The sequence below is a fragment of the Streptomyces sp. NPDC058326 genome (assembly GCF_042879855.1).
GTDB lineage: Bacteria > Actinomycetota > Actinomycetes > Streptomycetales > Streptomycetaceae > Streptomyces.
Map to the genome: position 1 here is coordinate 103,038 of NZ_JBHVZO010000014.1, position 19,486 is coordinate 122,523.

General features: G+C 72.2%; 21 protein-coding genes. 10 read left to right on the forward strand and 11 right to left on the reverse strand.

Annotated features, from left to right (window positions below):
* Positions 1–28: 28 nt before the first annotated feature.
* The 3 genes from ACFVYX_RS24575 to ACFVYX_RS24585 are packed head-to-tail and all read left to right on the forward strand — an operon-like array spanning position 29 to position 3,049.
* Complete coding sequence (locus ACFVYX_RS24575; RefSeq protein ID WP_389683608.1) at positions 29–1,312, forward strand: magnesium transporter MgtE N-terminal domain-containing protein; 1,284 nt, start codon at positions 29–31, stop codon at positions 1,310–1,312.
* Entirely contained in the window at positions 1,302–1,871 is a 570-nt protein-coding gene (locus ACFVYX_RS24580) for a DUF1003 domain-containing protein (RefSeq protein WP_389683610.1), read from the forward strand. The genes ACFVYX_RS24575 and ACFVYX_RS24580 overlap by 11 nt, the downstream gene beginning before the upstream one ends.
* 44 nt (positions 1,872–1,915) lie before the next feature.
* Positions 1,916–3,049, forward strand: a complete 1,134-nt coding sequence (locus ACFVYX_RS24585) for an Mrp/NBP35 family ATP-binding protein (protein WP_389683611.1) — start codon at positions 1,916–1,918, stop codon at positions 3,047–3,049.
* 44 nt (positions 3,050–3,093) lie between these two features.
* Here ACFVYX_RS24585 and ACFVYX_RS24590 read toward each other — a convergent pair whose 3' ends face one another.
* The 5 genes from ACFVYX_RS24590 to sigE all read right to left on the reverse strand — a co-directional run bounded on the left by ACFVYX_RS24590 (position 3,094) and on the right by sigE (position 7,841).
* The gene (locus ACFVYX_RS24590; protein ID WP_389683612.1) at positions 3,094–3,720 is read right to left on the reverse strand and encodes a hypothetical protein; all 627 of its coding nucleotides are present in this window, start codon (positions 3,718–3,720) and stop codon (positions 3,094–3,096) included.
* Positions 3,721–3,795: 75 nt separating this feature from the next.
* Positions 3,796–4,239 carry a sec-independent translocase gene (locus tag ACFVYX_RS24595; RefSeq protein WP_389683613.1) on the reverse strand — a complete coding sequence of 148 codons (444 nt, stop codon included), beginning with the start codon at positions 4,237–4,239 and terminating at the stop codon, positions 3,796–3,798.
* A gap of 91 nt (positions 4,240–4,330) precedes the next feature.
* Positions 4,331–6,052, reverse strand: coding sequence for a trypsin-like peptidase domain-containing protein (locus ACFVYX_RS24600; RefSeq protein ID WP_389683615.1), 1,722 nt, complete (start codon positions 6,050–6,052; stop codon positions 4,331–4,333).
* Positions 6,053–6,129: 77 nt separating this feature from the next.
* The gene (locus ACFVYX_RS24605; protein ID WP_389683616.1) at positions 6,130–7,086 is read right to left on the reverse strand and encodes an anti-sigma factor family protein; all 957 of its coding nucleotides are present in this window, start codon (positions 7,084–7,086) and stop codon (positions 6,130–6,132) included.
* Positions 7,083–7,841: an RNA polymerase sigma factor SigE gene (sigE, locus tag ACFVYX_RS24610; RefSeq protein WP_079044462.1), complete on the reverse strand. Its 759-nt coding sequence runs from the start codon at positions 7,839–7,841 to the stop codon at positions 7,083–7,085. The genes ACFVYX_RS24605 and sigE overlap by 4 nt, the downstream gene beginning before the upstream one ends.
* 142 nt (positions 7,842–7,983) lie before the next feature.
* Between sigE and ACFVYX_RS24615 the strand changes: the two genes are divergently transcribed.
* Entirely contained in the window at positions 7,984–8,649 is a 666-nt protein-coding gene (locus ACFVYX_RS24615; protein WP_389683617.1) for an O-methyltransferase, read from the forward strand.
* Positions 8,650–8,775: 126 nt separating this feature from the next.
* Here the strand turns inward: ACFVYX_RS24615 and ACFVYX_RS24620 are convergent, their stop codons facing one another.
* Complete coding sequence (locus tag ACFVYX_RS24620) at positions 8,776–8,943, reverse strand: DUF3117 domain-containing protein (RefSeq protein WP_073809075.1); 168 nt, start codon at positions 8,941–8,943, stop codon at positions 8,776–8,778.
* Positions 8,944–9,255: 312 nt separating this feature from the next.
* Here ACFVYX_RS24620 and ACFVYX_RS24625 point away from each other — a divergent pair, with 312 nt between their 5' ends.
* The 3 genes from ACFVYX_RS24625 (at position 9,256) to ACFVYX_RS24635 (ending at position 12,635) form a co-directional block, all read left to right on the forward strand.
* Positions 9,256–10,059, forward strand: a complete 804-nt coding sequence (locus tag ACFVYX_RS24625; protein ID WP_389683618.1) for an enoyl-CoA hydratase/isomerase family protein — start codon at positions 9,256–9,258, stop codon at positions 10,057–10,059.
* An 84-nt stretch (positions 10,060–10,143) separates the two neighbouring features.
* On the forward strand, positions 10,144–11,385 hold the full coding sequence (locus tag ACFVYX_RS24630) for an FG-GAP-like repeat-containing protein (RefSeq protein ID WP_389683619.1): 1,242 nt from the start codon (positions 10,144–10,146) through the stop codon (positions 11,383–11,385).
* A gap of 11 nt (positions 11,386–11,396) precedes the next feature.
* Complete coding sequence (locus ACFVYX_RS24635; protein WP_389683620.1) at positions 11,397–12,635, forward strand: FG-GAP-like repeat-containing protein; 1,239 nt, start codon at positions 11,397–11,399, stop codon at positions 12,633–12,635.
* Between the two features lie 25 nt (positions 12,636–12,660).
* On the opposite strand, the gene ACFVYX_RS24640 is transcribed toward ACFVYX_RS24635, so the two are convergent.
* Complete coding sequence (locus ACFVYX_RS24640) at positions 12,661–13,248, reverse strand: DNA-3-methyladenine glycosylase I (RefSeq protein WP_389683621.1); 588 nt, start codon at positions 13,246–13,248, stop codon at positions 12,661–12,663.
* Positions 13,245–13,571, reverse strand: coding sequence for a hypothetical protein (locus ACFVYX_RS24645; RefSeq protein WP_389683622.1), 327 nt, complete (start codon positions 13,569–13,571; stop codon positions 13,245–13,247). The genes ACFVYX_RS24640 and ACFVYX_RS24645 overlap by 4 nt, the downstream gene beginning before the upstream one ends.
* Positions 13,572–13,674: 103 nt before the next feature.
* On the opposite strand from ACFVYX_RS24645, the gene folP reads away from it, so the two are divergent.
* The gene (gene folP / locus ACFVYX_RS24650) at positions 13,675–14,535 is read left to right on the forward strand and encodes a dihydropteroate synthase (protein ID WP_389683623.1); all 861 of its coding nucleotides are present in this window, start codon (positions 13,675–13,677) and stop codon (positions 14,533–14,535) included.
* 40 nt (positions 14,536–14,575) lie between these two features.
* Here folP and ACFVYX_RS24655 read toward each other — a convergent pair whose 3' ends face one another.
* Positions 14,576–15,325 carry a TIGR00730 family Rossman fold protein gene (locus ACFVYX_RS24655; RefSeq protein ID WP_389683624.1) on the reverse strand — a complete coding sequence of 250 codons (750 nt, stop codon included), beginning with the start codon at positions 15,323–15,325 and terminating at the stop codon, positions 14,576–14,578.
* A gap of 104 nt (positions 15,326–15,429) precedes the next feature.
* Positions 15,430–16,524: a succinyl-diaminopimelate desuccinylase gene (dapE, locus tag ACFVYX_RS24660; RefSeq protein WP_389683625.1), complete on the reverse strand. Its 1,095-nt coding sequence runs from the start codon at positions 16,522–16,524 to the stop codon at positions 15,430–15,432.
* A 29-nt stretch (positions 16,525–16,553) separates the two neighbouring features.
* On the opposite strand from dapE, the gene ACFVYX_RS24665 reads away from it, so the two are divergent.
* Together ACFVYX_RS24665 and ACFVYX_RS24670 are read left to right on the forward strand one after the other, a co-directional pair.
* Entirely contained in the window at positions 16,554–17,495 is a 942-nt protein-coding gene (locus ACFVYX_RS24665) for a hypothetical protein (RefSeq protein WP_389683626.1), read from the forward strand.
* 334 nt (positions 17,496–17,829) lie between these two features.
* Positions 17,830–18,264, forward strand: coding sequence for an ATP-binding protein (locus tag ACFVYX_RS24670; protein ID WP_389683627.1), 435 nt, complete (start codon positions 17,830–17,832; stop codon positions 18,262–18,264).
* A 73-nt stretch (positions 18,265–18,337) separates the two neighbouring features.
* Here ACFVYX_RS24670 and ACFVYX_RS24675 read toward each other — a convergent pair whose 3' ends face one another.
* Positions 18,338–19,432, reverse strand: coding sequence for a bifunctional succinyldiaminopimelate transaminase/glutamate-prephenate aminotransferase (locus ACFVYX_RS24675; protein WP_389683628.1), 1,095 nt, complete (start codon positions 19,430–19,432; stop codon positions 18,338–18,340).
* Positions 19,433–19,486: the final 54 nt, after the last annotated feature.

The following is a 19,486-nucleotide window of genomic DNA, read 5'->3' on the forward strand; positions in this document are numbered from 1 at the left end:
ATCGTGCGGCACCGAGGAGGCGCGTGGCATGGCGGCAGGCGCCCCCCGGATCTTCGTCTCCCACCTCGCGGGGGTCCCCGTCTTCGACCCCGTCGGCGACCAGGTCGGCCGGGTCAGCGATCTGGTGGCCATGCTCCGGGTCGGGCGCAGGCCGCCGCGGCTGCTCGGCATGGTCGTGGAGGTCCTCAGCCGCCGCCGGGTGTTCGTCCCCATGACCCGGATCACCGGCGTCCAGTCCGGCCAGGTCATCACCACCGGCGTGGTCAACATGCGCCGCTTCGAGCAGCGCCCGACCGAGCGGCTCGTCCTCGGCGAACTCCTCGACCGGCGGGTCCGCCTGGTGGGGCCCGGCGGGGAGGAGGGCGAGGAGGTCACCGTCCTCGACGTCGCCATCCAGCAGCTGCCCGCCCGCCGTGACTGGGAGATCGACAAGGTCTTCGTCCGCAAGGGGAAGGGCGGAGTCCTGAGCCGCAAGGGCGAGACGCTGACCGTCGAATGGTCCGCCGTCACCGGCTTCTCCCTCGAAGAGCACGGGCAGGGCGCCGAGAGCCTCCTCGCCACCTTCGAGAAGCTGCGCCCCGCCGACCTCGCCAACGCGCTGCACCACCTCTCCCCCAAGCGGCGCGCCGAGGTGGCCGCGGCGCTCGACGACGACCGGCTCGCCGACGTCCTCGAAGAGCTGCCGGAGGACGACCAGATCGAGATCCTCGGCAAGCTGAAGGAGGAACGCGCGGCCGACGTCCTGGAGGCGATGGACCCCGACGACGCCGCCGACCTGCTGTCCGAGCTGCCCGAGGAGGACAAGGAGCGGCTCCTCACCCTGATGCAGCCGGACGACGCGGCCGACGTGCGCCGGCTCCTCGCGTACGAGGAGCGCACGGCGGGCGGTCTGATGACGACCGAGCCGATCGTGCTGCGGCCGGACGCCACGGTCGCGGACGCGCTCGCGCGGGTCCGGCAGCAGGACCTGTCCCCGGCCCTCGCCGCTCAGGTGTACGTGTGCCGGCCGCCGGACGAGACGCCGACGGGCAAGTACCTGGGGATGGTGCACTTCCAGCGGCTGCTCCGCGACCCGCCGTTCACGCTGGTCAGTTCGCTCGTGGACAGCGATCTGCCGCCGCTGGGACCGGACACCCCGCTGCCCGCGGTCACCAGCTATCTCGCCGCGTACAACATGGTCGCGGCGCCGGTCGTGGACGAGAGCGGTTCGCTGCTCGGCGCGGTCACCGTCGACGACGTGCTCGACCATCTGTTGCCGGAGGACTGGCGCGAGACCGAGTTCCACGAGGAGGGTGCCGGACATGGCGGCTGAGCGCACACAGGACCGGGACCGCGAACGGGAGCGCGAGCGGACCCTGCCCCGCATCCGGCTCGACCTGCCGCGCGAACGGCGGGCCAGGCTCCTCCCGGAGTACGACCCCGAGGCCTTCGGCCGGATGTCGGAGCGGATCGCCCGGTTCCTGGGGACGGGGCGGTTCCTCGTCTGGATGACCCTGACGATCATCGTCTGGGTCGCGTGGAACATCTTCGCGCCGGGGCCGCTGAAGTTCGACGAGTACCCGTTCATCTTCCTGACGCTCGCACTGTCCCTCCAGGCCTCGTACGCGGCGCCGCTGATCCTGCTCGCCCAGAACCGGCAGGACGACCGGGACCGGGTCAATCTCGAACAGGACCGGAAGCAGAACGAGCGGTCGATCGCCGACACCGAGTACCTGACGCGGGAGATCGCGGCGCTCCGGATGGGCCTCGGCGAGGTCGCCACGCGCGACTGGATCCGCTCGGAGCTCCAGGACCTCATCAAGGAGCTGGAGGAGCACCGCGATCTATTCCCGTCCGGCGACACGCGGGGAAGTGACGTACCCGACCGTTGACAGGCCTTTCATGGCCCGGTGGTCGGCGCCGTACCATCGTCGGTATGGCTATGGAAGACGCGGTGCTCGAAGCACTGGCGACGGTGAACGACCCCGAGATCAACAAACCGATCACTGAGCTCGGCATGGTCAAGTCGGTGGAGATCGAACCGGACGGCAAGGTCGCCGTCACGGTCTACCTGACCGTCTCCGGGTGCCCGATGCGGGACACCATCACGCAGCGCGTGACCGACGCCGTCTCCGGGGTCGAGGGAGTCACCGGCGTCGACGTCACGCTGGACGTGATGAGCGACGAGCAGCGCAAGGAGCTGGCGGCGGCGCTGCGCGGCACGAGCGCCGAGCGCGAGGTGCCGTTCGCGAAGCCCGGCTCGCTGACCAGGGTGTACGCGGTGGCCTCCGGCAAGGGCGGTGTCGGCAAGTCGTCCGTGACCGTGAACCTGGCCGCGGCGATGGCCGCCGACGGCCTGAAGGTCGGTGTCGTCGACGCCGACATCTACGGGCACAGCGTGCCGCGCATGCTGGGCGCGGACGGGCGTCCGACGCAGGTCGAGAACATGATCATGCCGCCGTCGGCGCACGGCGTGAAGGTCATCTCCATCGGCATGTTCACCCCGGGCAACGCGCCCGTCGTGTGGCGCGGTCCGATGCTGCACCGGGCGCTCCAGCAGTTCCTCGCGGACGTGTACTGGGGTGACCTGGACGTCCTCCTGCTCGACCTGCCCCCGGGCACCGGCGACATCGCGATCTCCGTCGCCCAGCTCGTCCCCAACGCGGAGATCCTGGTCGTCACCACCCCGCAGCAGGCGGCGGCCGAGGTCGCCGAGCGGGCCGGCTCGATCGCCGTCCAGACGCACCAGAAGATCGTCGGCGTCGTGGAGAACATGGCGGGCCTGCCGTGCCCGCACTGCGACGAGATGGTGGACGTGTTCGGCACGGGCGGCGGCCAGCGGGTCGCGGACGGGCTGACGCGGACCACGGGCGCGACGGTCCCGGTCCTCGGCTCGATCCCGATCGACGTACGGCTCCGCGAGGGCGGCGACGAGGGCAAGCCGGTCGTCCTCTCCGACCCGGACTCCCCCGCGGGCGCGGCGCTCCGCGCCATCGCCGGCAAGCTGGGCGGCCGTCAGCGCGGCCTCTCGGGCATGAGCCTCGGCATCACCCCGCGCAACAAGTTCTGAGGCAGGGGAAAGGGCGCCCCCTCGGGGGGCGCCCTTCGCCATGTCTACGCGTACGCGTCGAGGTCCTTGATCTGCGAGAACCCGAGCCCGTACGCGCTCATTCCCCGCCCGTACGCCCCGATGTGGACGCCCTCCGCGGACCCCGCGAGGACCCATCCGAACTCCGACTCCCGGTAGTGGAACGGCACCGGAACACCGTCCACCGGCAGCGACAGCGTCGACCACGCCGGACCGTCGAGGTCGTCGGCGAGCTCGAACGCCGTCTCGGTCTGCTGGTCCAGCCAGTTGTCCCGCGTCGCGTGGTCGAGCGAGGCGGGCCAGGTGTGGACGAGCAGCCCCGAAGCGGCCAGCCAGGCGGCCGAGGAGACGGTGGTGGCGTCGAGGACGCCGGTCCCGTCCCCCGTGCGCCGTACCGGGCTCGCCGCGACCGTCACGACGACCGCGAACCGCTCCTTCTCCGTGGCGCTCGCGTCCGACTTTATGGACGGCGTGTCACCGTGTCCGGTCGACCCGTGCTGCACGCTGCCGTCCGCCGCCGTGCCGACCTGCATCAGCCAGCGGGGCCCGGTGAACGCCTCGTCCAGGCCGTACCAGGCGAACGGTGCGCGCAGGTAGCCCTCGGCGGTCCGCCGGGCCGCGGGTACGCCCTCCACCCGACTCGTGGTCTCCATCTCGGCCGCCTCCTCGTTCCGTCAACAGAGGTGAGGATAGCCACCGGGACGCACCGGAGCGGTGACAGCCCGTCGTCAGGTCGCGTCGGAGTCGTACGGCGGACGCTCGCCGCTGTCCGGCTTGTCCTGCTTCTTGAGCAGGTCGGGAGTGGAGCCGTTGACCGCGGCAGGTGCGGCGGCGGGAGCGCTTTCCCGGCCGTGGACCGCGTCGGCGACCTCGTTCATCTCCTTCTTGAGGTCGAACGTGCCGCGCAGCTCCTTCAGCTCCCTGAGGTCCTCGTTCTGGTCCATCTGCTTGCGCAAAAACGTCTTGGGGTTGAGGTCCTCGAACTCGAAGTCCTTGAAGTCCGGCCCCAGCTCGCTCCGGATGTCCTCCTTCGCGCTGTCGGAGAAGTCACGGACCTTCTTCACGAAGCGCGAGACGTCCTGGATGACCTTCGGGAGCTTGTCCGGCCCGAAGACGAGCACGGCGAGGACCACGAGCGCCACCAGCTCGAGTGCGCCTATGTCGCTGAACACGTAGTAGCTCCTTCATGCCGGTCAAGGGCCCGGTCCACGGTACCCGCCGAAACCGCCGGACGGGTACCTCCCGGTGTCGGCCACATGGCGCTCAGGCGCCCTGCGAGGAACCGAGCGTCAGCGTCTTTGTCAGCTCTTTGCCACCGCGGGTCAGAGTGAGCTCGAGGCGGTCGCCGGGACGGTGGGCGCGGATCTTCACGATCAGCTCCTCGCCGTTGTGCACCCGCTGGCCGTCGACCTTGGTGATGACGTCGCCGGGCCGGAGCCCCGCCTTGGCCGCGGGGCCGCCGGGCGTGACGGATGCGGAGCCGTCCTTGCCCTTCTCGCCGACGCGGGCGCCGTCGCCGTTGAACTGCATGTCGAGGCTCACCCCGATGACCGGGTGGGTGGCCTTGCCGGTGTTGATGAGCTCCTCGGCGACGCGCTTGCCCTGGTTGATCGGTATGGCGAAGCCGAGGCCGATGGAGCCGGGCTGGGCGGCGCTGCCGCCGTCGCCCTCGCCGGAGCCGCCGCCGGCGGCGCGGATCGCGCTGTTGATGCCGATGACCCGGGCCTTGGAGTCGAGGAGCGGGCCGCCGGAGTTGCCGGGGTTGATGGGCGCGTCGGTCTGGAGCGCGTCGACGTAGCTGATGTCGCTGCCGTCGCCCTTCTCTCCGCCGGCGGTGATCGGGCGCTCCTTGGCGCTGATGATCCCGGAGGTGACCGTGTTGGAGAGGTCGAAGGGGGCGCCGATGGCGACGACGGGGTCGCCGACGCGGACGTCGTCGGAGTTGCCGAGCGGCAGCGGCCTGAGGCCGGAGACACCGGTGACCTGGACGACGGCCAGGTCGTAGCCGGTGTCCTTGCCGACGATCTTGGCGCGGGCGGTCTCGCCGCTGGAGAAGGTCACCGAGATGTCCTCGGAGGACTCGGCCGCGTCGACGACGTGGTTGTTGGTGAGGATGTGTCCCTTGGTGTCGAGGACGAAGCCGGTGCCGGTGCCGGACGAACCGCCGCCCCTGACATGCAGGGTGACGACGCCGGGCAGGGCGCTGGCCGCGATCCCGGCCACGCTGTCGGGGGCACGACCGGTGTCCCCGGCGTCCGCCTGCGGCAGTTCGACGGTGGTGAGCCCGCCGTTCCGCTCGACGTACGCGCCGATCCCGCCGCCGATGACGCCGGTGACGAGCGCGAAGACGAGCGCCCCCACGACGGCGAGCCCCTTGCGGGACTTCTTCGCGGGCGCGGGCGGCAGTGCGGGCCCGCCGGCCCCCCAGGGGTCGTACTGCACCCAGGGCGCACCGGCCTGCGGGTGCGGCTGGGGGTGGGCCTGCGGCGGCACGGGGGGCATGTGCGCCTGCTGCGGCGGTACGGGCGCCGACGGGCGCTGCACGGGCGGCGCGGGCGCCCAGGGGCCCGGCTCCCCGTAGGGCGGCGTCCGGTACTCGTCGGGCGCGTGCAGGGGCCGGGGCTCGGCTGCCACCGGGGCGTCGGGCACGGGAACGTCCTGGGAAGAGTGGTCGGCCGGGGCGGGGGGCTCGCTCTTGGTCAGGAGAACGACGGGGGCGGCCCCGGACGTGTCGGTGCTGACGGACTCGGACGGCACCACCGTCTCCGCCGCGTCCGTCACCTCGGACGGGTTCGTCACGTCCGTACCGTCCGCCGCCGTGGGGGCGTCCTGCGCTGCGGCGGCGCCCCCGGCCGGTGGCTGCGGCGCGGGCAGGGGAAAGTCACCGTCGTCGGCCGTCTCCCCGGTCGGCGGCGGCGAGGGTATCCGCGCCGCCTCCGGTGTACTCGAAGGCCGGCTCCACCAGTTCGGCTTCCCGTTGTTCATGCTCTCCCCGCAACCCGCAGACCCGTCCGCGCCCCTGGGTCGGGCGCCCGTGTCCCTGGATTCAACCAGGTCGCGGGTCAGCGGGGGGAGCCGAGCGGTGTGGTCGTCGGGCTCGGCGCCGGGCTCGGCCCGGGAGCGAAGGCCAGTTGGAGGGCCGGGCCCGTCGGCCGTATGAGCGGCGACAGGGCGAGGAGCGACTGCGGGGCGGGCTTCTGGAGCCGCACCGCCGGCAGCGGCGCCGCGGCGGAGCGCATCGCGTCCGGCGGGACCGCGCCCGCCGGGACCGTGCCCGTGTTCCCCGCGGCCAGCGGCGCGTGCGGCACCACCGGCCCGTGCGGCACCGCCGCCGGGGCCACCGATGACAGCGGGCCGGCCGGGACCGTCTGCCCCGCGTCGACCGACTGGGCGCCGCGCTCGCCGGAGCGCGTGCCCCGGGTCACGGCGGTGCCGCCGCCGGGGCCCGTGGCGGTGGCGCGCAACGGGGTGACGGCGCTGCCCGTGCCCTGACCGCCCCGCCCGCTCGCGTTCACCGAGGCTTCGAGGGGAAGGGTGCCGCCGAGGGCGATCGCCGCGAAGGAGACGGCGCTGGCCGCCGCGAAGGCGAAGCGCCGCCCGCGCCCGGAGGATCCGGAGGCACGGTCGCCGACGGCGTGGATGCGGAAGCCGGTGTGCGGGGGGTGCGGGGTGACGACCGCCGCCGTGGCGAAGCCGTCGGACTTCACTCCGCCGGCGCCGAGGAACTGCTCCAGGGGCCCGCTGGGCCCTCCGGGGCCTCCCGGCTCGCCGGGACCTCCGGGGAGGCCCTGGAGGCGGGCGAGGAAGCCCTCCGAGGGCGGCGGGGGCGCGGCGGACGCGAAGACGCTCTTGAGGGTGCGCTGCGCGTCGGCCTCGGCCTTGCAGCGGGCGCAGGTCGCGAGGTGGGCGAGGACCCGCTCGCGGGCGTCATGGCCGAGCTCGCCGTCGACGAGCGCGGCCAACCGGTCCCCGAGGTGGTGTTCCGCGGGGGTCGGTGACGAGGGACGTGTGCCGCTCACGCTGTCCCTGCCTCCCATCCGACGGAGGCCAGGGCACGCTCCGCCCGTGCCTCGGGCGAGCGGTGCTTGAGCGCCTTGCGGAGGTGGGAGCGCCCGCGGTGGATCCGGCTGCGGACGGTGCCGAGCTTCACGCCGAGGGTCGCGGCGATCTCCTCGTACGACAGTCCTTCGATGTCGCAGAGGACGACCGCGGCACGGAACTCGGGCGCGAGGGTGTCGAGGGCCTGCTGCACGTCGGCGTCGAAGTGCGTGTCGTTGAAGACCTGCTGCGGCGAGGGCTCGCGGCTGGGCAGTCGCTCGGCGGCGTCGTCGGCGAGCGCGTCGAAGCGGATGCGCTGCTTGCGGCGGACCATGTCGAGGAAGAGGTTGGTGGTGATGCGGTGGAGCCAGCCCTCGAAGGTGCCCGGCGTGTACGTCGACAGCGAGCGGAAGACGCGGACGAAGACCTCCTGCGTCAGGTCCTCGGCGTCGTGCTGATTGCCCGTGAGGCGGTAGGCGAGGCGGTAGACCCGGCCACTGTGCGTGCTGACGATCTCCTCCCAGGTGGGCGGAGTCCACGCCTGCGATTCCGCATCCGATGCGAAGGTCGCGGTGGTGGGAGCGGAGTCGGTGGAGCGGAATCGGTCAGCGGTGTCGGTCACGGATTTCGGCTCACCCGCCGACCTGAGAAGACGCCGAAGCACTCCTCCCCGATCCACAGGCGCAGCCGCACCTCCCCTGTCGGCTCTGGTGGTGTCCAGTGGAGCCCCTACCATAGCCACCCCGCCCGTTAGCTCCGGATAAGAATCTTTACGCGAATTTGGAACCCGGCCGCCCGGCTGTCCCCTGTCGCGTCCTACCCCTGGTGAACGCACGGTCCCATCTGCGGGTTCCCGCTGACAGCGGATACAGTCACCGTTGCGTCAACTACGGGGACAGGAGAGGGCCATTACCGCCAACCGGCAGACGAGCTGGTCGTTCGCCGACGCCTTTGTCGCCGAGGACGATGCTCTGCGCTGGGCCCGGGAGCGGGCCCAGGAGGCACGGCTGCCCTCGGTGTCGCCGGGCACCGGCGGTGCGCTGCGCCTGCTCGCCGCGACGGCGGACGCCAAGGCGGTGGCCGAGATCGGGACCGGCACCGGCGTGTCGGGCATCTATCTGCTGCTCGGGATGCGGCCGGACGGCGTCCTGACGACGGTGGACCTCCAGCCGGAGCGCCAGCAGCTCGCGAAGACGGCGTTCCGCGCGGCCGGCTTCGCGGGGAACCGGGCCCGTTTCATCCCCGGCCGCGCCCTCGACGTCCTGCCGCGCCTCGCGGACGGCGGGTACGACCTCGTGTTCTGCGACGGCGACCGGCTCGAGTACCTGGACTACCTCGCTGAATCGTTGCGCCTGCTCCGGCCTGGGGGTCTCGTCTGCTTCGAGGGTGTCTTCGCCGACGGCCGCACGGTCGACTCGGGGGCGCAGCCGGCGGAGGTGCAGCGGGTCCGCGAACTGCTGCGCGCGGTGCGCGAGAGCCAGGAGTTCGTTCCCTCCCTGCTGCCGGTGGGCGACGGCCTGCTCTGCGCGGTCCGCCGGGGCTGAGGCCCCCACGGCGCCCGTACGGGACACCCGTACGACGAGATCCGCCCCTCCCGCACCCCGACGCACCGCTGCCCCGGTACGGGCGGGCCGTACCGGGGCAGCGGTGGGGAATCGTGGAGAAGAGGGTCAGCCGACGACCTGCTTCAGAGCGTCGCCCAGTGCCTGGGCCTCGTCCGGGGTCAGCTCGACGACAAGCCGACCGCCGCCTTCGAGCGGAACGCGCATGACGATGCCCCGCCCCTCCTTGGTCACCTCGAGCGGGCCGTCACCCGTCCGCGGCTTCATGGCCGCCATGCTTGTTCCCCTTCCTGAAACCAGCTCTTTGTCAGCCGGGCAGCTCCATGATGTGGAGCACGCTTCACCGGCTTCGAACACATTGCTTCCAGGTCATTATCCCGCATGGCAGGACCCGATGACCAACATCGAATGGCATCGCTTGCGCAACGCGCTCTCGCAAAACCCCACATTTCGGCGATCGGCCTGCGATACTTCGCCGCTCGGCGTCAGGTTGGAGCCTCTCAATCTTTGACGCAGCTCACATGTGCGGTGCGGGTGATCTCCGCCATGCTGAGCTGGTCAACGACGCAAAGAGGCGAAGGGAACCCCATGGCCGACACGGTGCTGTACGAAGTGAGCGACGGACTCGCGACCATCACGCTCAACCGGCCCGAGGCCATGAACGCCATGAACGTGGCGGCGAAGGTGGCCCTCCGGGACGCGGCGGAGACGGCCGCGGCGGACCCCGCCGTACGTGCGGTGCTGCTCACGGCGGCCGGCGATCGGGCGTTCTGCGTCGGGCAGGACCTGAAGGAGCACGTGGGCCTCCTCATGGCGGACCAGGAGAACGGCACGCGCGCGACCATGAACACGGTCCGCGATCACTACAACCCGATCACCAAGGCGCTCGCGGGGATGCGCAAGCCGGTGGTGGCGGGCGTGAACGGTGTCGCGGCCGGGGCCGGCTTCGGCTTCGCGCTCGCGGCGGACTACCGGGTGGTCGCCGACACGGCCTCGTTCAACACCTCGTTCGCGGGCGTCGCGCTCACCGCCGACTCGGGCGTGTCCTGGACGCTGCCCCGGCTGATCGGCGCGAGCCGGGCGTCGGACCTGCTGCTCTTCCCGCGGTCGATCAGCGCCCAGGAGGCATACGAGCTCGGCATCGTGAACCGCCTGGTCCCGGCCGCCGACCTGGCCGCCGAGGCCGAGAAGGTGGCCCGCACCCTGGCGGAGGGCCCGACGGTGGCGTACGCGGCCCTCAAGGAGTCCCTCGCCTACGGCGCCGACCACTCGCTCGCCGAGGCCCTGGACAAGGAGGAGGAGCTCCAGACCCTGGCGGGCTCCTCGGAGGACCACACGATCGCGGTCCGCGCCTTCATCGCGAAGGAGAAGCCGCAGTACCTGGGCAGGTGACGGACCCCGGAACCCGTTCGTACGAGGGGCGGGCGCGTCTATAAGATCCGCTCACCATTCGTACGCACATACCTGGGGGGTTCCGTGCGTCCTTCTCCTTCGGCGCGCCTTCTTCGCGGCGCGCTCACGGCGGGTCTGGCCCTGGGCCTGTCCGCCACCGTGCTGTCCCAGCCGTCCGCCGCCGCGGACGGCTGGGACCGCTGTCCCGACAACGCCGTGTGCGGCTTCAGCCAGCCCCGGTACCAGGGCGACATGATCGTGATCCGGAAGCCGATGCTGTCGCTCGGCTCCTGGGACAACCGCATCCGGTCGTACGTCGTCAAGCTGCCCGGGTACAGCAGCGCGGTCTGCCTCCACCCCGAGCCCGGACTCGATCCGGAAGGCGCGATCCACTCCTACTCCTCGGAGTCGTTCGACGAGAGTTCCCATCCCCATCTGGACCGGGCGGTCAGCTCCGTCGATGTCGGGCCCGACGCGGACGACTTCTGCGGGAGCGAGGGCCGCTACCCGACCATGTACGACCTGGTGAACCGCCGGCCCTCGACGCTGCCCGCGTCGGGCGCCTTCGGCGACCTCAACCGGGACGGATTCGCCGACGTCGTCACCCGCAACATGGTCGGCCAGCTGTGGGTGTCCCACGACTACACCAGCGGCAGCAACCCCGGACTCGTCGGCGGCGGCTGGGGCGCCATGACGAAGCTGGTCCGGCACGGCGACTACGACGGCGACGGCAACGAGGACGTCTACGCCCGCGACCGCTCCGGCGTCCTCTGGCTCTACCCCGGCAACGGCAAGGGCTGGTTCAAGCCCCGCCTCAAGGTCGGCGGCGGCTGGAACTCCCTGCGGGACCTGACGGCCGCCGGCGACCTGACCGGCGACGGCAAGGGCGACCTGCTCGCCACCGACGCCACCGGGGTCCTCTGGACGTACCCCGGCAACGGCAAGGGCTGGTTCGGCACCCGCAAGAAGGTCGGCGGCGGCTGGAAGTCCATCAACGAACTCGTCGGCGCCGGGGACATGAACTCCGACAAGAAGGCCGACCTGATCGCCCGCGACACGGCGGGCAGGCTCTGGCTCTACCCGGGCAACGGCCGCGGCTGGTTCGGCGCGCGCGAGCTCATCGGCTCCGGCGGCTGGAACGCCATGGACGAACTGGCCGGCCTCGGCGACATCAACGGTGACGGCCGTGCCGACCTCGTCGCGCACGCCCCCGCCTCCGGCATGCCGGACGAGAACCGGCTCCGGGTCTACTCCGGCACCGGGGACGGGCGCCTCCGCGCGCCCTGGGTCCTCGCCTCGATCCGGTCCACGCACTACGCCTTCTGACCCTTTCCCGAATGGACCTCCGCGCCATGATCCACACCCTTCGGGGCCGTCGCGCCCTGGCCGCCGCCGTCACCACGGCGGCGTCCCTCGCGACACTCATGACCGCCGCTCCCCCGGCCGCCGCCGGCTCGGAGCGCTGCCCGTCCGGGCGGCTCTGCGTCTTCCAGTACCACGACTTCAAGGGCGAGATGAAGATCATCACGTCCAGCCAGGCCTCCCTCGGGACCTGGGACAACAAGATCTCCTCGCTGGTCAACCGCTCCGGCCTGCACGCCCTCCTCACCGTCGACCGCGACTACGGTGGCGGCGACTCCCTGGTCGTCGACCCGTACAACGGCGGGATCAGCCTCGACGGCTCCGTGATGGGCCAGCTCGACAACAGGCTCAGCTCCATCCGCGTGGCCACCACCCACTGGGAGGCGAACTCCGGCGTTCCGTGGATGGACTGGTCGCCCATGGAGAAGCGTCCGAGCGGTCTGCCGGCCGCGGCGCAGTTCGGCGACCTCAACAACGACGGCATCCCCGATCTCGTGGAGCGCGCCGACGACGGCCGTCTGTGGTTCCTCAACGGCGTGCGCGACGCCAACTGGAACACCAAGGGCGCCCTGATCGGCGGCGGCTGGAACGCCATGACGCAGATCGTCCGGCACGGCGACTACAACGGCGACCGCAACGAGGACGTCTACGCCCGCGACAGGGCGGGCATCCTCTGGTTCTACCCCGGCAACGGCAGGGGCTGGTTCAAGCCGCGCCTCAAGGTCGGCGGCGGCTGGAACAGCCTGAAGGCGATCTCCGCGGTCGGTGACATCACCGGCGACGGCCGCCGCGACCTCGTGGCCCGTGACACGGCGGGGGTCCTGTGGACGTACCCGGGCAACGGGCGCGGCTGGTTCGGCGCCCGTAAGAGGGTCGGCGGCGGCTGGCACGTCATGAACCGGCTCGTGGCGCCCGGCGATCTGAACGGCGACGGCAGGTCGGACCTCGTCGCGCGGGACGGATCGCGCGGGCTGTGGCTCTACCCGGGCAACGGCCGGGGCAGCTTCGGCGCCCGCACCAAGCTGCCCTACGCCTGGCCGACGAACGCGCCCGTGTTCTCCGTCGGTGACGTGACGGGCGACGGCACATCGGACGTGATGCGGCCGATCGACTGGAACCAGCTGTACGTCTACGCCGGCAACGGCCGCGGCGGCCTCGGCGGCCCGCAGCCCGACATGAGCTGGGACACCGCCGATCGGGTCCACATCTTCTGATCCGGACGGGACCAGTGGTCCGGGGCTACTTCCCGCCCCGGGCCACGCACCCCTTCAGGTGGTCGTCGACGAGGCCGCACGCCTGCATCAGGGCGTACGCCGTGGTGGGGCCGATGAAGCGGAGGCCTCGCTTCTTGAGGGCCTTGGAGAGGGCCGTGGACTCGTCCGTGACGGCCGGGACCTCCGCGACCGTGCGCGGGACCGGGCGGCCCGCCGGATCGGGGGCGTACGACCAGATCAGGGTGTCGAGTTCGCCGGGGGACCAGGTGGCGAGCAGCTTCGCGTTGGCGAGGGTGGCGTCGATCTTGGCACGGTTGCGGATGATGCCCTCGTCGGCGAGGAGCCGCTCGCGGTCCGCGTCCCCGAACTCCGCGACGGAGGCGATCCTGAAGCCGTCGAAGGCCTGCCGGAAGCCCCCGCGGCGGCGCAGGATCGTGATCCAGGAGAGGCCCGACTGGAAGGCCTCCAGGCAGAGCCGCTCGAAGAGCGCGTCGTCGCCGTGGACCGGGCGGCCCCACTCCTCGTCGTGGTACGCCACGTAGTCCTCGGTCGACAGGCCCCAGGGGCAGCGCGGCCGGCCGTCCGGCCCCGGGACCGCCTCGCCGGCCGTCATGACCGGTCGTCCTCTCCGTGACCCTCCGCGACCGCTCCCGCGAGCGCGTCCTCGAGGTCGGCGATCCGCGCGTCCCGCTCGTCGAGTTCGGCGCCGAGGCGGACGAGGACGTCGTCGACGTCCGCCATCCGGTAGCCGCGGACCGCGACGGGGAGGCGGAGCGCCTCGACGTCGGCGCGGTCGACCGGGCGGGCCGTCGGCAGCGGGTCGACGAGCTGCTCGGGCGCCACCTCGGGCAGCACCTCGCTGTCGCCGCCGCCGACCACGGCCAGGGTCACCGCGGCCACGACCACGACCATCGTGATGAGCAGAAACCAGAACACCTGCGTGCCTCTCCCCGGAGTGGAAATCGTCCCGTGCCGATCGTGCCATGCGCCACCGACAGTTAGGGTCGCAGGCGAACGTACGCGAGGGAGGACAAAAGGGATGCTGCGCTTGGGACGGCGTGAATTCGGGCCGCACGAGCCGGTGATCATGGCGATCGTGAACCGGACCCCGGACTCCTTCTACGACCAGGGCGCGACCTTCCGGGACGAGCCGGCGCTCGCCCGGGTCGAGCAGGCCGTGGCCGAGGGGGCGGCGATCATCGACATCGGCGGGGTGAAGGCGGGCCCGGGCGAGGAGGTGACGGCCGAGGAGGAGGCGCGCCGCACGGTCGGTTTCGTCGCGGAGGTCCGCAGGCGTCACCCCGACGTGGTCATCAGCGTGGACACCTGGCGGGCGGACGTCGGCGCGGCGGTCTGCGAGGCCGGGGCGGACGTCCTCAACGACGCGTGGGGCGGGGTCGACCCGGGTCTCGCCGTGGTGGCCGCGAAGTACGGGGCGGGGCTCGTGTGCACGCACGCGGGTGGCGCCGAGCCGCGGACCCGGCCGCACCGGATCGCGTACGAGGACGTGATGGCCGACATCCTGCGCGTGACGGTGGGGCTCGCGGAGCGCGCGGTGGCCCTGGGCGTGCGCCGGGACGCGATCATGATCGACCCGGGACACGACTTCGGGAAGAACACCCGGCACAGCCTGGAGGCGACGCGGCGGCTCGGGGAGATGGCGGAGACGGGGTGGCCGGTGCTCGTGTCCCTGTCGAACAAGGACTTCGTCGGGGAGACGCTGGACCGGCCGGTGAAGGAGCGGGTGCTCGGGACGCTGGCGACCACAGCGGTCTCGGCGTGGCTGGGGGCGCGGGTGTATCGCGTGCACGAGGTGGCGGAGACGCGTCAGGTGCTCGACATGGTGGCGTCCATCGCCGGGCACCGGCCGCCGGCCGTCGCGCGGCGCGGGCTGGCGTAGAGCGACGGAAGGGGCGCCGCGGGGCGGCGCCCCCGGGGACCTACTTGCCCGTCTCCTTCGTCACCAGCGTGACCGCCTCCTCCACGTCGTCCGTGACGTGGAAGAGCAGCAGGTCGCGCTCCGAGGCCTTGCCTCCCGCGACGACCGAGTCACGGAGCCAGTCGACGAGGCCCTTCCAGTACTCCGTGCCGAACAGGACGATCGGGAAGCGGGTGACCTTGCGGGTCTGGACCAGGGTCAGTGCCTCGAAGAGCTCGTCGAGGGTGCCGAGGCCACCGGGCAGGACGACGAACCCCTGCGCGTACTTCACGAACATCGTCTTCCTGACGAAGAAGTAGCGGAAGTTCACACCGATGTCGACGTGCGGGTTGAGCCCCTGCTCGAAGGGGAGCTCGATGCCGAGCCCCACCGAGATGCCCTTGGCCTCCCTGGCCCCCTTGTTGGCCGCCTCCATGGCGCCGGGGCCGCCGCCCGTGATGACCGCGAAGCCGGCCTCGACGAGCGCCCGGCCGATCCGTACGCCCGCCTCGTACTCGGGCGAGTCCGGCTTCGTGCGGGCCGAACCGAACACACTGATCGCGCTCGGCAGTTCGGCGAGGGCGCCGAAGCCCTCGACGAACTCGGACTGGATGCGCATGACCCGCCAGGGGTCGGTGTGCACCCACTCGGAGTCGCCCTCGGTGTCGAGCAGCCGCTGGTCCGTGGTGCCCGGCTGGATCTGGTCCCGCCGCCTGAGCACCGGACCGAGTCGCTGTTCCTCGGGCTTCGCCATTCCCTCGGGAATGCCCATGGCCTGCTCCCTCCGCCGATCGGCGGTCCGTTCCGACCGCCAACTGATCTTCTGGTCCGGTCAGCGTAGGACCACAGAGGTGACGAAACGCGAAATTACGGAAGTCAGGCGGTCAGCCAGTCGCGGAGCCGTGCCTCGCAGTGGTGGATCCGGTCGACGGGAACGTGCTCGTCCCGCTTGTGCGCGTAGATCGGGTCGCCGGGTCCGTAGTTGACGGCGGGCACGCCGAGGGCGCTGAAGCGGGAGACGTCCGTCCAGCCGAACTTGGGCTGGGCGCTGCCGCCGACGGCCTTCATGAAGGCTTCGGCGGCCGGGTGGGAGAGGCCGGGCAGCGCGCCGGGGCTCTCGTCGTCGACGACGAACTCGGCGATGTCGCAGTCGGCGAAGACCTCGCGGACGTGGGCCAGGGCCTCGGCCGGCGAGCGGTCGGGGGCGTACCGGTAGTTGACGGTGACCGTGCAGGCGTCGGGGATGACGTTGGTGGCGACGCCGCCCTGGATCGCCACGGCGTTGAGGCCCTCGTGGTACTCCAGGCCGTCGATGACCGGCTTGCGCGGCTCGTAGGCGGCGAGGCGGGCGAGGATCGGGGCGGCGGTGTGAATGGCGTTGGAGCCCATCCAGGAGCGCGCGGAGTGGGCGCGTTCACCGGCGGTGTGCAGGATGACACGGAGGGTGCCCTGGCAGCCGCCCTCGACCTGTGCGTCGGACGGTTCGAGGAGGACGGCGAAGTCGCCTTCCAGCCAGTCGGGGTGCGCGGCGGCGATCTTCCCGAGGCCGTTGAGGTCGGCGGCGACCTCCTCGTTGTCGTAGAAGACGAAGGTGAGGTCGCGGTTGGGCGCGGGCACGGTGGCGGCGATCCGCAGCTGGACGGCGACCCCGGACTTCATGTCGGAGGTGCCGCAGCCCCACAGGATGCCGTCCTCGTCGAGCCGGGACGGCACGTTGTCGGCGATCGGCACGGTGTCGATGTGGCCGGCGAGGACGACCCGCTCACCGCGGCCGAGGCGGGTGCGGGCGACGACGTTGTTGCCGTAGCGGTCGACGGTGAGGTGCGGCAGGCCGCGGAGTGCCTGCTCGATGGCGTCCGCGAGGGGCTGCTCGGTCCCGCTGACGGACGGGAAGTCGACGAGGGCGGCGGTGAGCGCGGCCCCGTCCTGGGACAGGTCGAGGGGCGAGTCGAGCGGGGTGATGTCAGCCATGTGCCGACCCTAACGCGGCCTCCAGTACGGTGGGCCCCGTGTCCGAGCCCACCCGCCCCGCCCGCCGCGGCCGCCTCGCCCGTTCCGCGGCCGCCTTCGCCGTGCTCCTCGGCCTCGCCGCGTACGTGGCCGTGCACCAGACGACAGGGAGCAAGGGCACCCCACGGTGCAGTGTGGGCAGTGGCGAGAACCGGTACGAGTTCACTCCGGAGCAGGCGTCGAACGCGGCCACGATCTCGGCCGTGGGCACCACCCGGGGGCTGCCGGAGCGCGCGGTGACGATCGCGCTCGCGACCGCGCTCCAGGAGTCGGCGCTGCGGAACATCGAGCACGGTGACCGGGACTCGCTCGGGCTGTTCCAGCAGCGGCCGTCGATGGGATGGGGGACGCCGGAGCAGATCATGGACCCGGTGTACTCGGCGGGGAAGTTCTACGAGGGCCTGGAGAAGGTCCGGGGGTATTCGCGGCTGCCGCTGACGGTGGCGGCGCAGAAGGTGCAGAAGAGCGGCTTCCCGCAGGCGTACGCGAAGCACGAGCCGGACGCCACGCTCCTTTCGGCGGCGCTGACCGGCCGGGCGCCGGCGGCGCTCTCCTGCACGGCGAACGAGACGGAGGGCCGGCCGGGCGATCCGGACCTGGTGCGGGACGAGCTGGTGCGGGCCTTCGGCGAGAAGGCGGCGCCGCGGGCGGTGACGGGCGGTCCGAGCGCGGGCCGGTCGGTGAGCGAGCCGCCGGTGCTCGTGGTGCCGGTACGGGCGTCGGCCGGCGCGGCGCGGGGGGCCGGCGCCGACGAGCGGCGCGGCTGGGAGCTGGCGCAGTGGGCGGTGGCGCGGGCGGACACGCTGCGCATCACGGAGGTCGCGTACGGAGGCCGGGTGTGGCGGGCCGGCGAGGCCGCCGGAGGCTGGTCGACGTCCCCGGGCACGTCCGCCGGGAGCGACGGGACCGTCCGGATGCGGCTCGCGCAGTAGCCGAGGCCGTCCGGATACGGCTCCCGTCCAGTCGTCGGGCACCTGTACGGTCCTTCACTCGGTCGTGGCGCGGCGGTGGTCCGGGGCCGAAGAATTCACCACCCTTTCGAGCCGCTTTCCGCTCACTGCGCCCCACCCTCCCCATGCCCTTGCGGGACAAGGGAAGTGACGGTTCGGCAGAGGCCTGCGCAATGACGTGTTCGTCCGTTTTCCTCCCCACCCGACAATACGACGCATGACCAACTCTTTACCTTCGACCTCCGCAACCTCTCCCGCCCCAGGGCCGGTTGTCACTGCGTCCGAACCACACGTCGCACCTCGTCGAAGGAGCACCATGTCCCTCCCCCTGACCCGCCGGATCGCCCGCGCCGCCCTCCTCATCGCGGCCGGAGCAGCCCCCGTGGTCGGTGCGGCCGGCTCCGCGAGCGCCCTGGACCACAGCCTCGCGCCGACCGGCGCGCTCGGCGGCGTCACCGCCCTGGACGCCGCCGCCGTCGACAGCGCCTCGCAGACCGCCACCGACGTCGTCGGCACCACCGGCAGCCAGGCCGTCGGCACGGCCGTCCCCGCCGCCGGCAAGACCGTCGGCGCGGCGGGCAAGACCGCCACCCCGGTCGCCCAGCAGGTCACCGGTGACACCACCGACAGCGCGGGCGAGGTCGTCGGCGCCGCGGCCGAGAGCGCTGAGGGCCCGACCGGCGGCGCCCTCGGCGGTGGCCTGGGCAACCTGCCCACCGGCCAGACCCTCGGCGGCCTGCCGGTCGGCTGACCCCGCACGGGAACGACGGAGGGCCCGGGGAGCATCCGCTCCCCGGGCCCTCGCCCATGCCGGTGACGCGCGGTCAGGCGAGACGCTTGACCGCCGCCGCGACGCGCTCGTCCGTCGCCGTGAACGCGACCCGCACGAACCGCTCCCCCGCCTCGCCGTAGAAGTCTCCCGGCGCCACCAGGACGCCCTTCTCCGCGAGGTACGCCACGGTCTCCCAGCACGGCTCGTCCCGGGTCGCCCACAGGTACAGGCTCGCCTCGCTGTGCTCGATCCGGAAGCCGTGCGCCTCCAGGGCCGCCCGCAGCGCCGCCCGCCGGGCCGCGTACCGCTCCCGCTGCTCGGCCACGTGCGCGTCGTCGCCGAGCGCCGCGACCGTCGCCGCCTGGACCGGGGCCGCGGTCATCATGCCGCCGTGCTTGCGGATCTGGAGCAGCTCACCGAGCACCGCCGCGTCACCCGCGACGAACGCGGCCCGGTAGCCGGCCAGGTTGGAGCGCTTGGACAGCGAGTGGACGGCGACGATCCCCTCGTACGAGCCACCGCAGACGTCCGGGTGCAGGACGGAGACCGGGTCGGCCTCCCAGCCCAGCTCCAGGTAGCACTCGTCGGAGAAGACGAGGACGCCGTGCTCGCGCGCCCAGGCCACGATCCGGGTCAGCTCGTCCTTGGAGAGGACCTTGCCGGTCGGGTTGGACGGGGAGTTGAGCCAGAGCAGCCTGAGCGCGGAGGGGTCCAGCTCCGTCGGGTCGTCGTAGACGACGGGGGTCGCGCCGCAGAGCCGCGCCCCGACCTCGTACGTCGGGTAGGCGAGCCGCGGGTAGGCGACGACGTCACCGGCGCCGAGACCCAGCTGCGTCGGCAGCCAGGCCACCAGCTCCTTGGAGCCCACCACGGGCAGCACGTTCTCGTGGGCGAAGCCCACCGCGCCGAGGCGCCGCTCGCACCAGCCGGTGAGCGCGTCCCGCAGCTCCTTCGTCCCCCACACCGTGGGATAGCCCGGCGAGTCCGCCGCCGCCACCAGGGCCTCCTGGATCAGCGCGGGGACCGGGTCGACGGGCGTGCCGACCGAGAGGTCCACGATTCCGTCCGGGTGCGCCAGGGCCGTCTTCTTGTACGGCTCCAGCTTGTCCCAGGGGAAGACGGGCAGGCGCGAAGAGACTGCGCTCACGGGTGGCTCTCACTTCCTGTACGTACATGGGAGAGGCGTCGGGAAACGCCTCGG

Bases quoted from the DNA above. Each gene is read 5' to 3' on its own strand.
- folP (WP_389683623.1), top strand. From the start codon at position 13,675: ATGCTGCGCTTGGGACGGCGTGAATTCGGGCCGCACGAGCCGGTGATC.
- ACFVYX_RS24600 (WP_389683615.1), bottom strand. From the start codon at position 6,052: ATGAACAACGGGAAGCCGAACTGGTGGAGCCGGCCTTCGAGTACACCG.
- ACFVYX_RS24580 (WP_389683610.1), top strand. From the start codon at position 1,302: ATGGCGGCTGAGCGCACACAGGACCGGGACCGCGAACGGGAGCGCGAG.
- dapE (WP_389683625.1), bottom strand. From the start codon at position 16,524: ATGGCTGACATCACCCCGCTCGACTCGCCCCTCGACCTGTCCCAGGAC.
- ACFVYX_RS24670 (WP_389683627.1), top strand. From the start codon at position 17,830: ATGTCCCTCCCCCTGACCCGCCGGATCGCCCGCGCCGCCCTCCTCATC.
- ACFVYX_RS24575 (WP_389683608.1), top strand. From the start codon at position 29: ATGGCGGCAGGCGCCCCCCGGATCTTCGTCTCCCACCTCGCGGGGGTC.
- ACFVYX_RS24585 (WP_389683611.1), top strand. From the start codon at position 1,916: ATGGCTATGGAAGACGCGGTGCTCGAAGCACTGGCGACGGTGAACGAC.
- ACFVYX_RS24640 (WP_389683621.1), bottom strand. From the start codon at position 13,248: ATGACGGCCGGCGAGGCGGTCCCGGGGCCGGACGGCCGGCCGCGCTGC.
- ACFVYX_RS24590 (WP_389683612.1), bottom strand. From the start codon at position 3,720: ATGGAGACCACGAGTCGGGTGGAGGGCGTACCCGCGGCCCGGCGGACC.
- sigE (WP_079044462.1), bottom strand. From the start codon at position 7,841: ATGGTAGGGGCTCCACTGGACACCACCAGAGCCGACAGGGGAGGTGCG.
- ACFVYX_RS24625 (WP_389683618.1), top strand. From the start codon at position 9,256: ATGGCCGACACGGTGCTGTACGAAGTGAGCGACGGACTCGCGACCATC.
- ACFVYX_RS24620 (WP_073809075.1), bottom strand. From the start codon at position 8,943: ATGGCGGCCATGAAGCCGCGGACGGGTGACGGCCCGCTCGAGGTGACC.
- ACFVYX_RS24635 (WP_389683620.1), top strand. From the start codon at position 11,397: ATGGACCTCCGCGCCATGATCCACACCCTTCGGGGCCGTCGCGCCCTG.
- ACFVYX_RS24655 (WP_389683624.1), bottom strand. From the start codon at position 15,325: ATGGGCATTCCCGAGGGAATGGCGAAGCCCGAGGAACAGCGACTCGGT.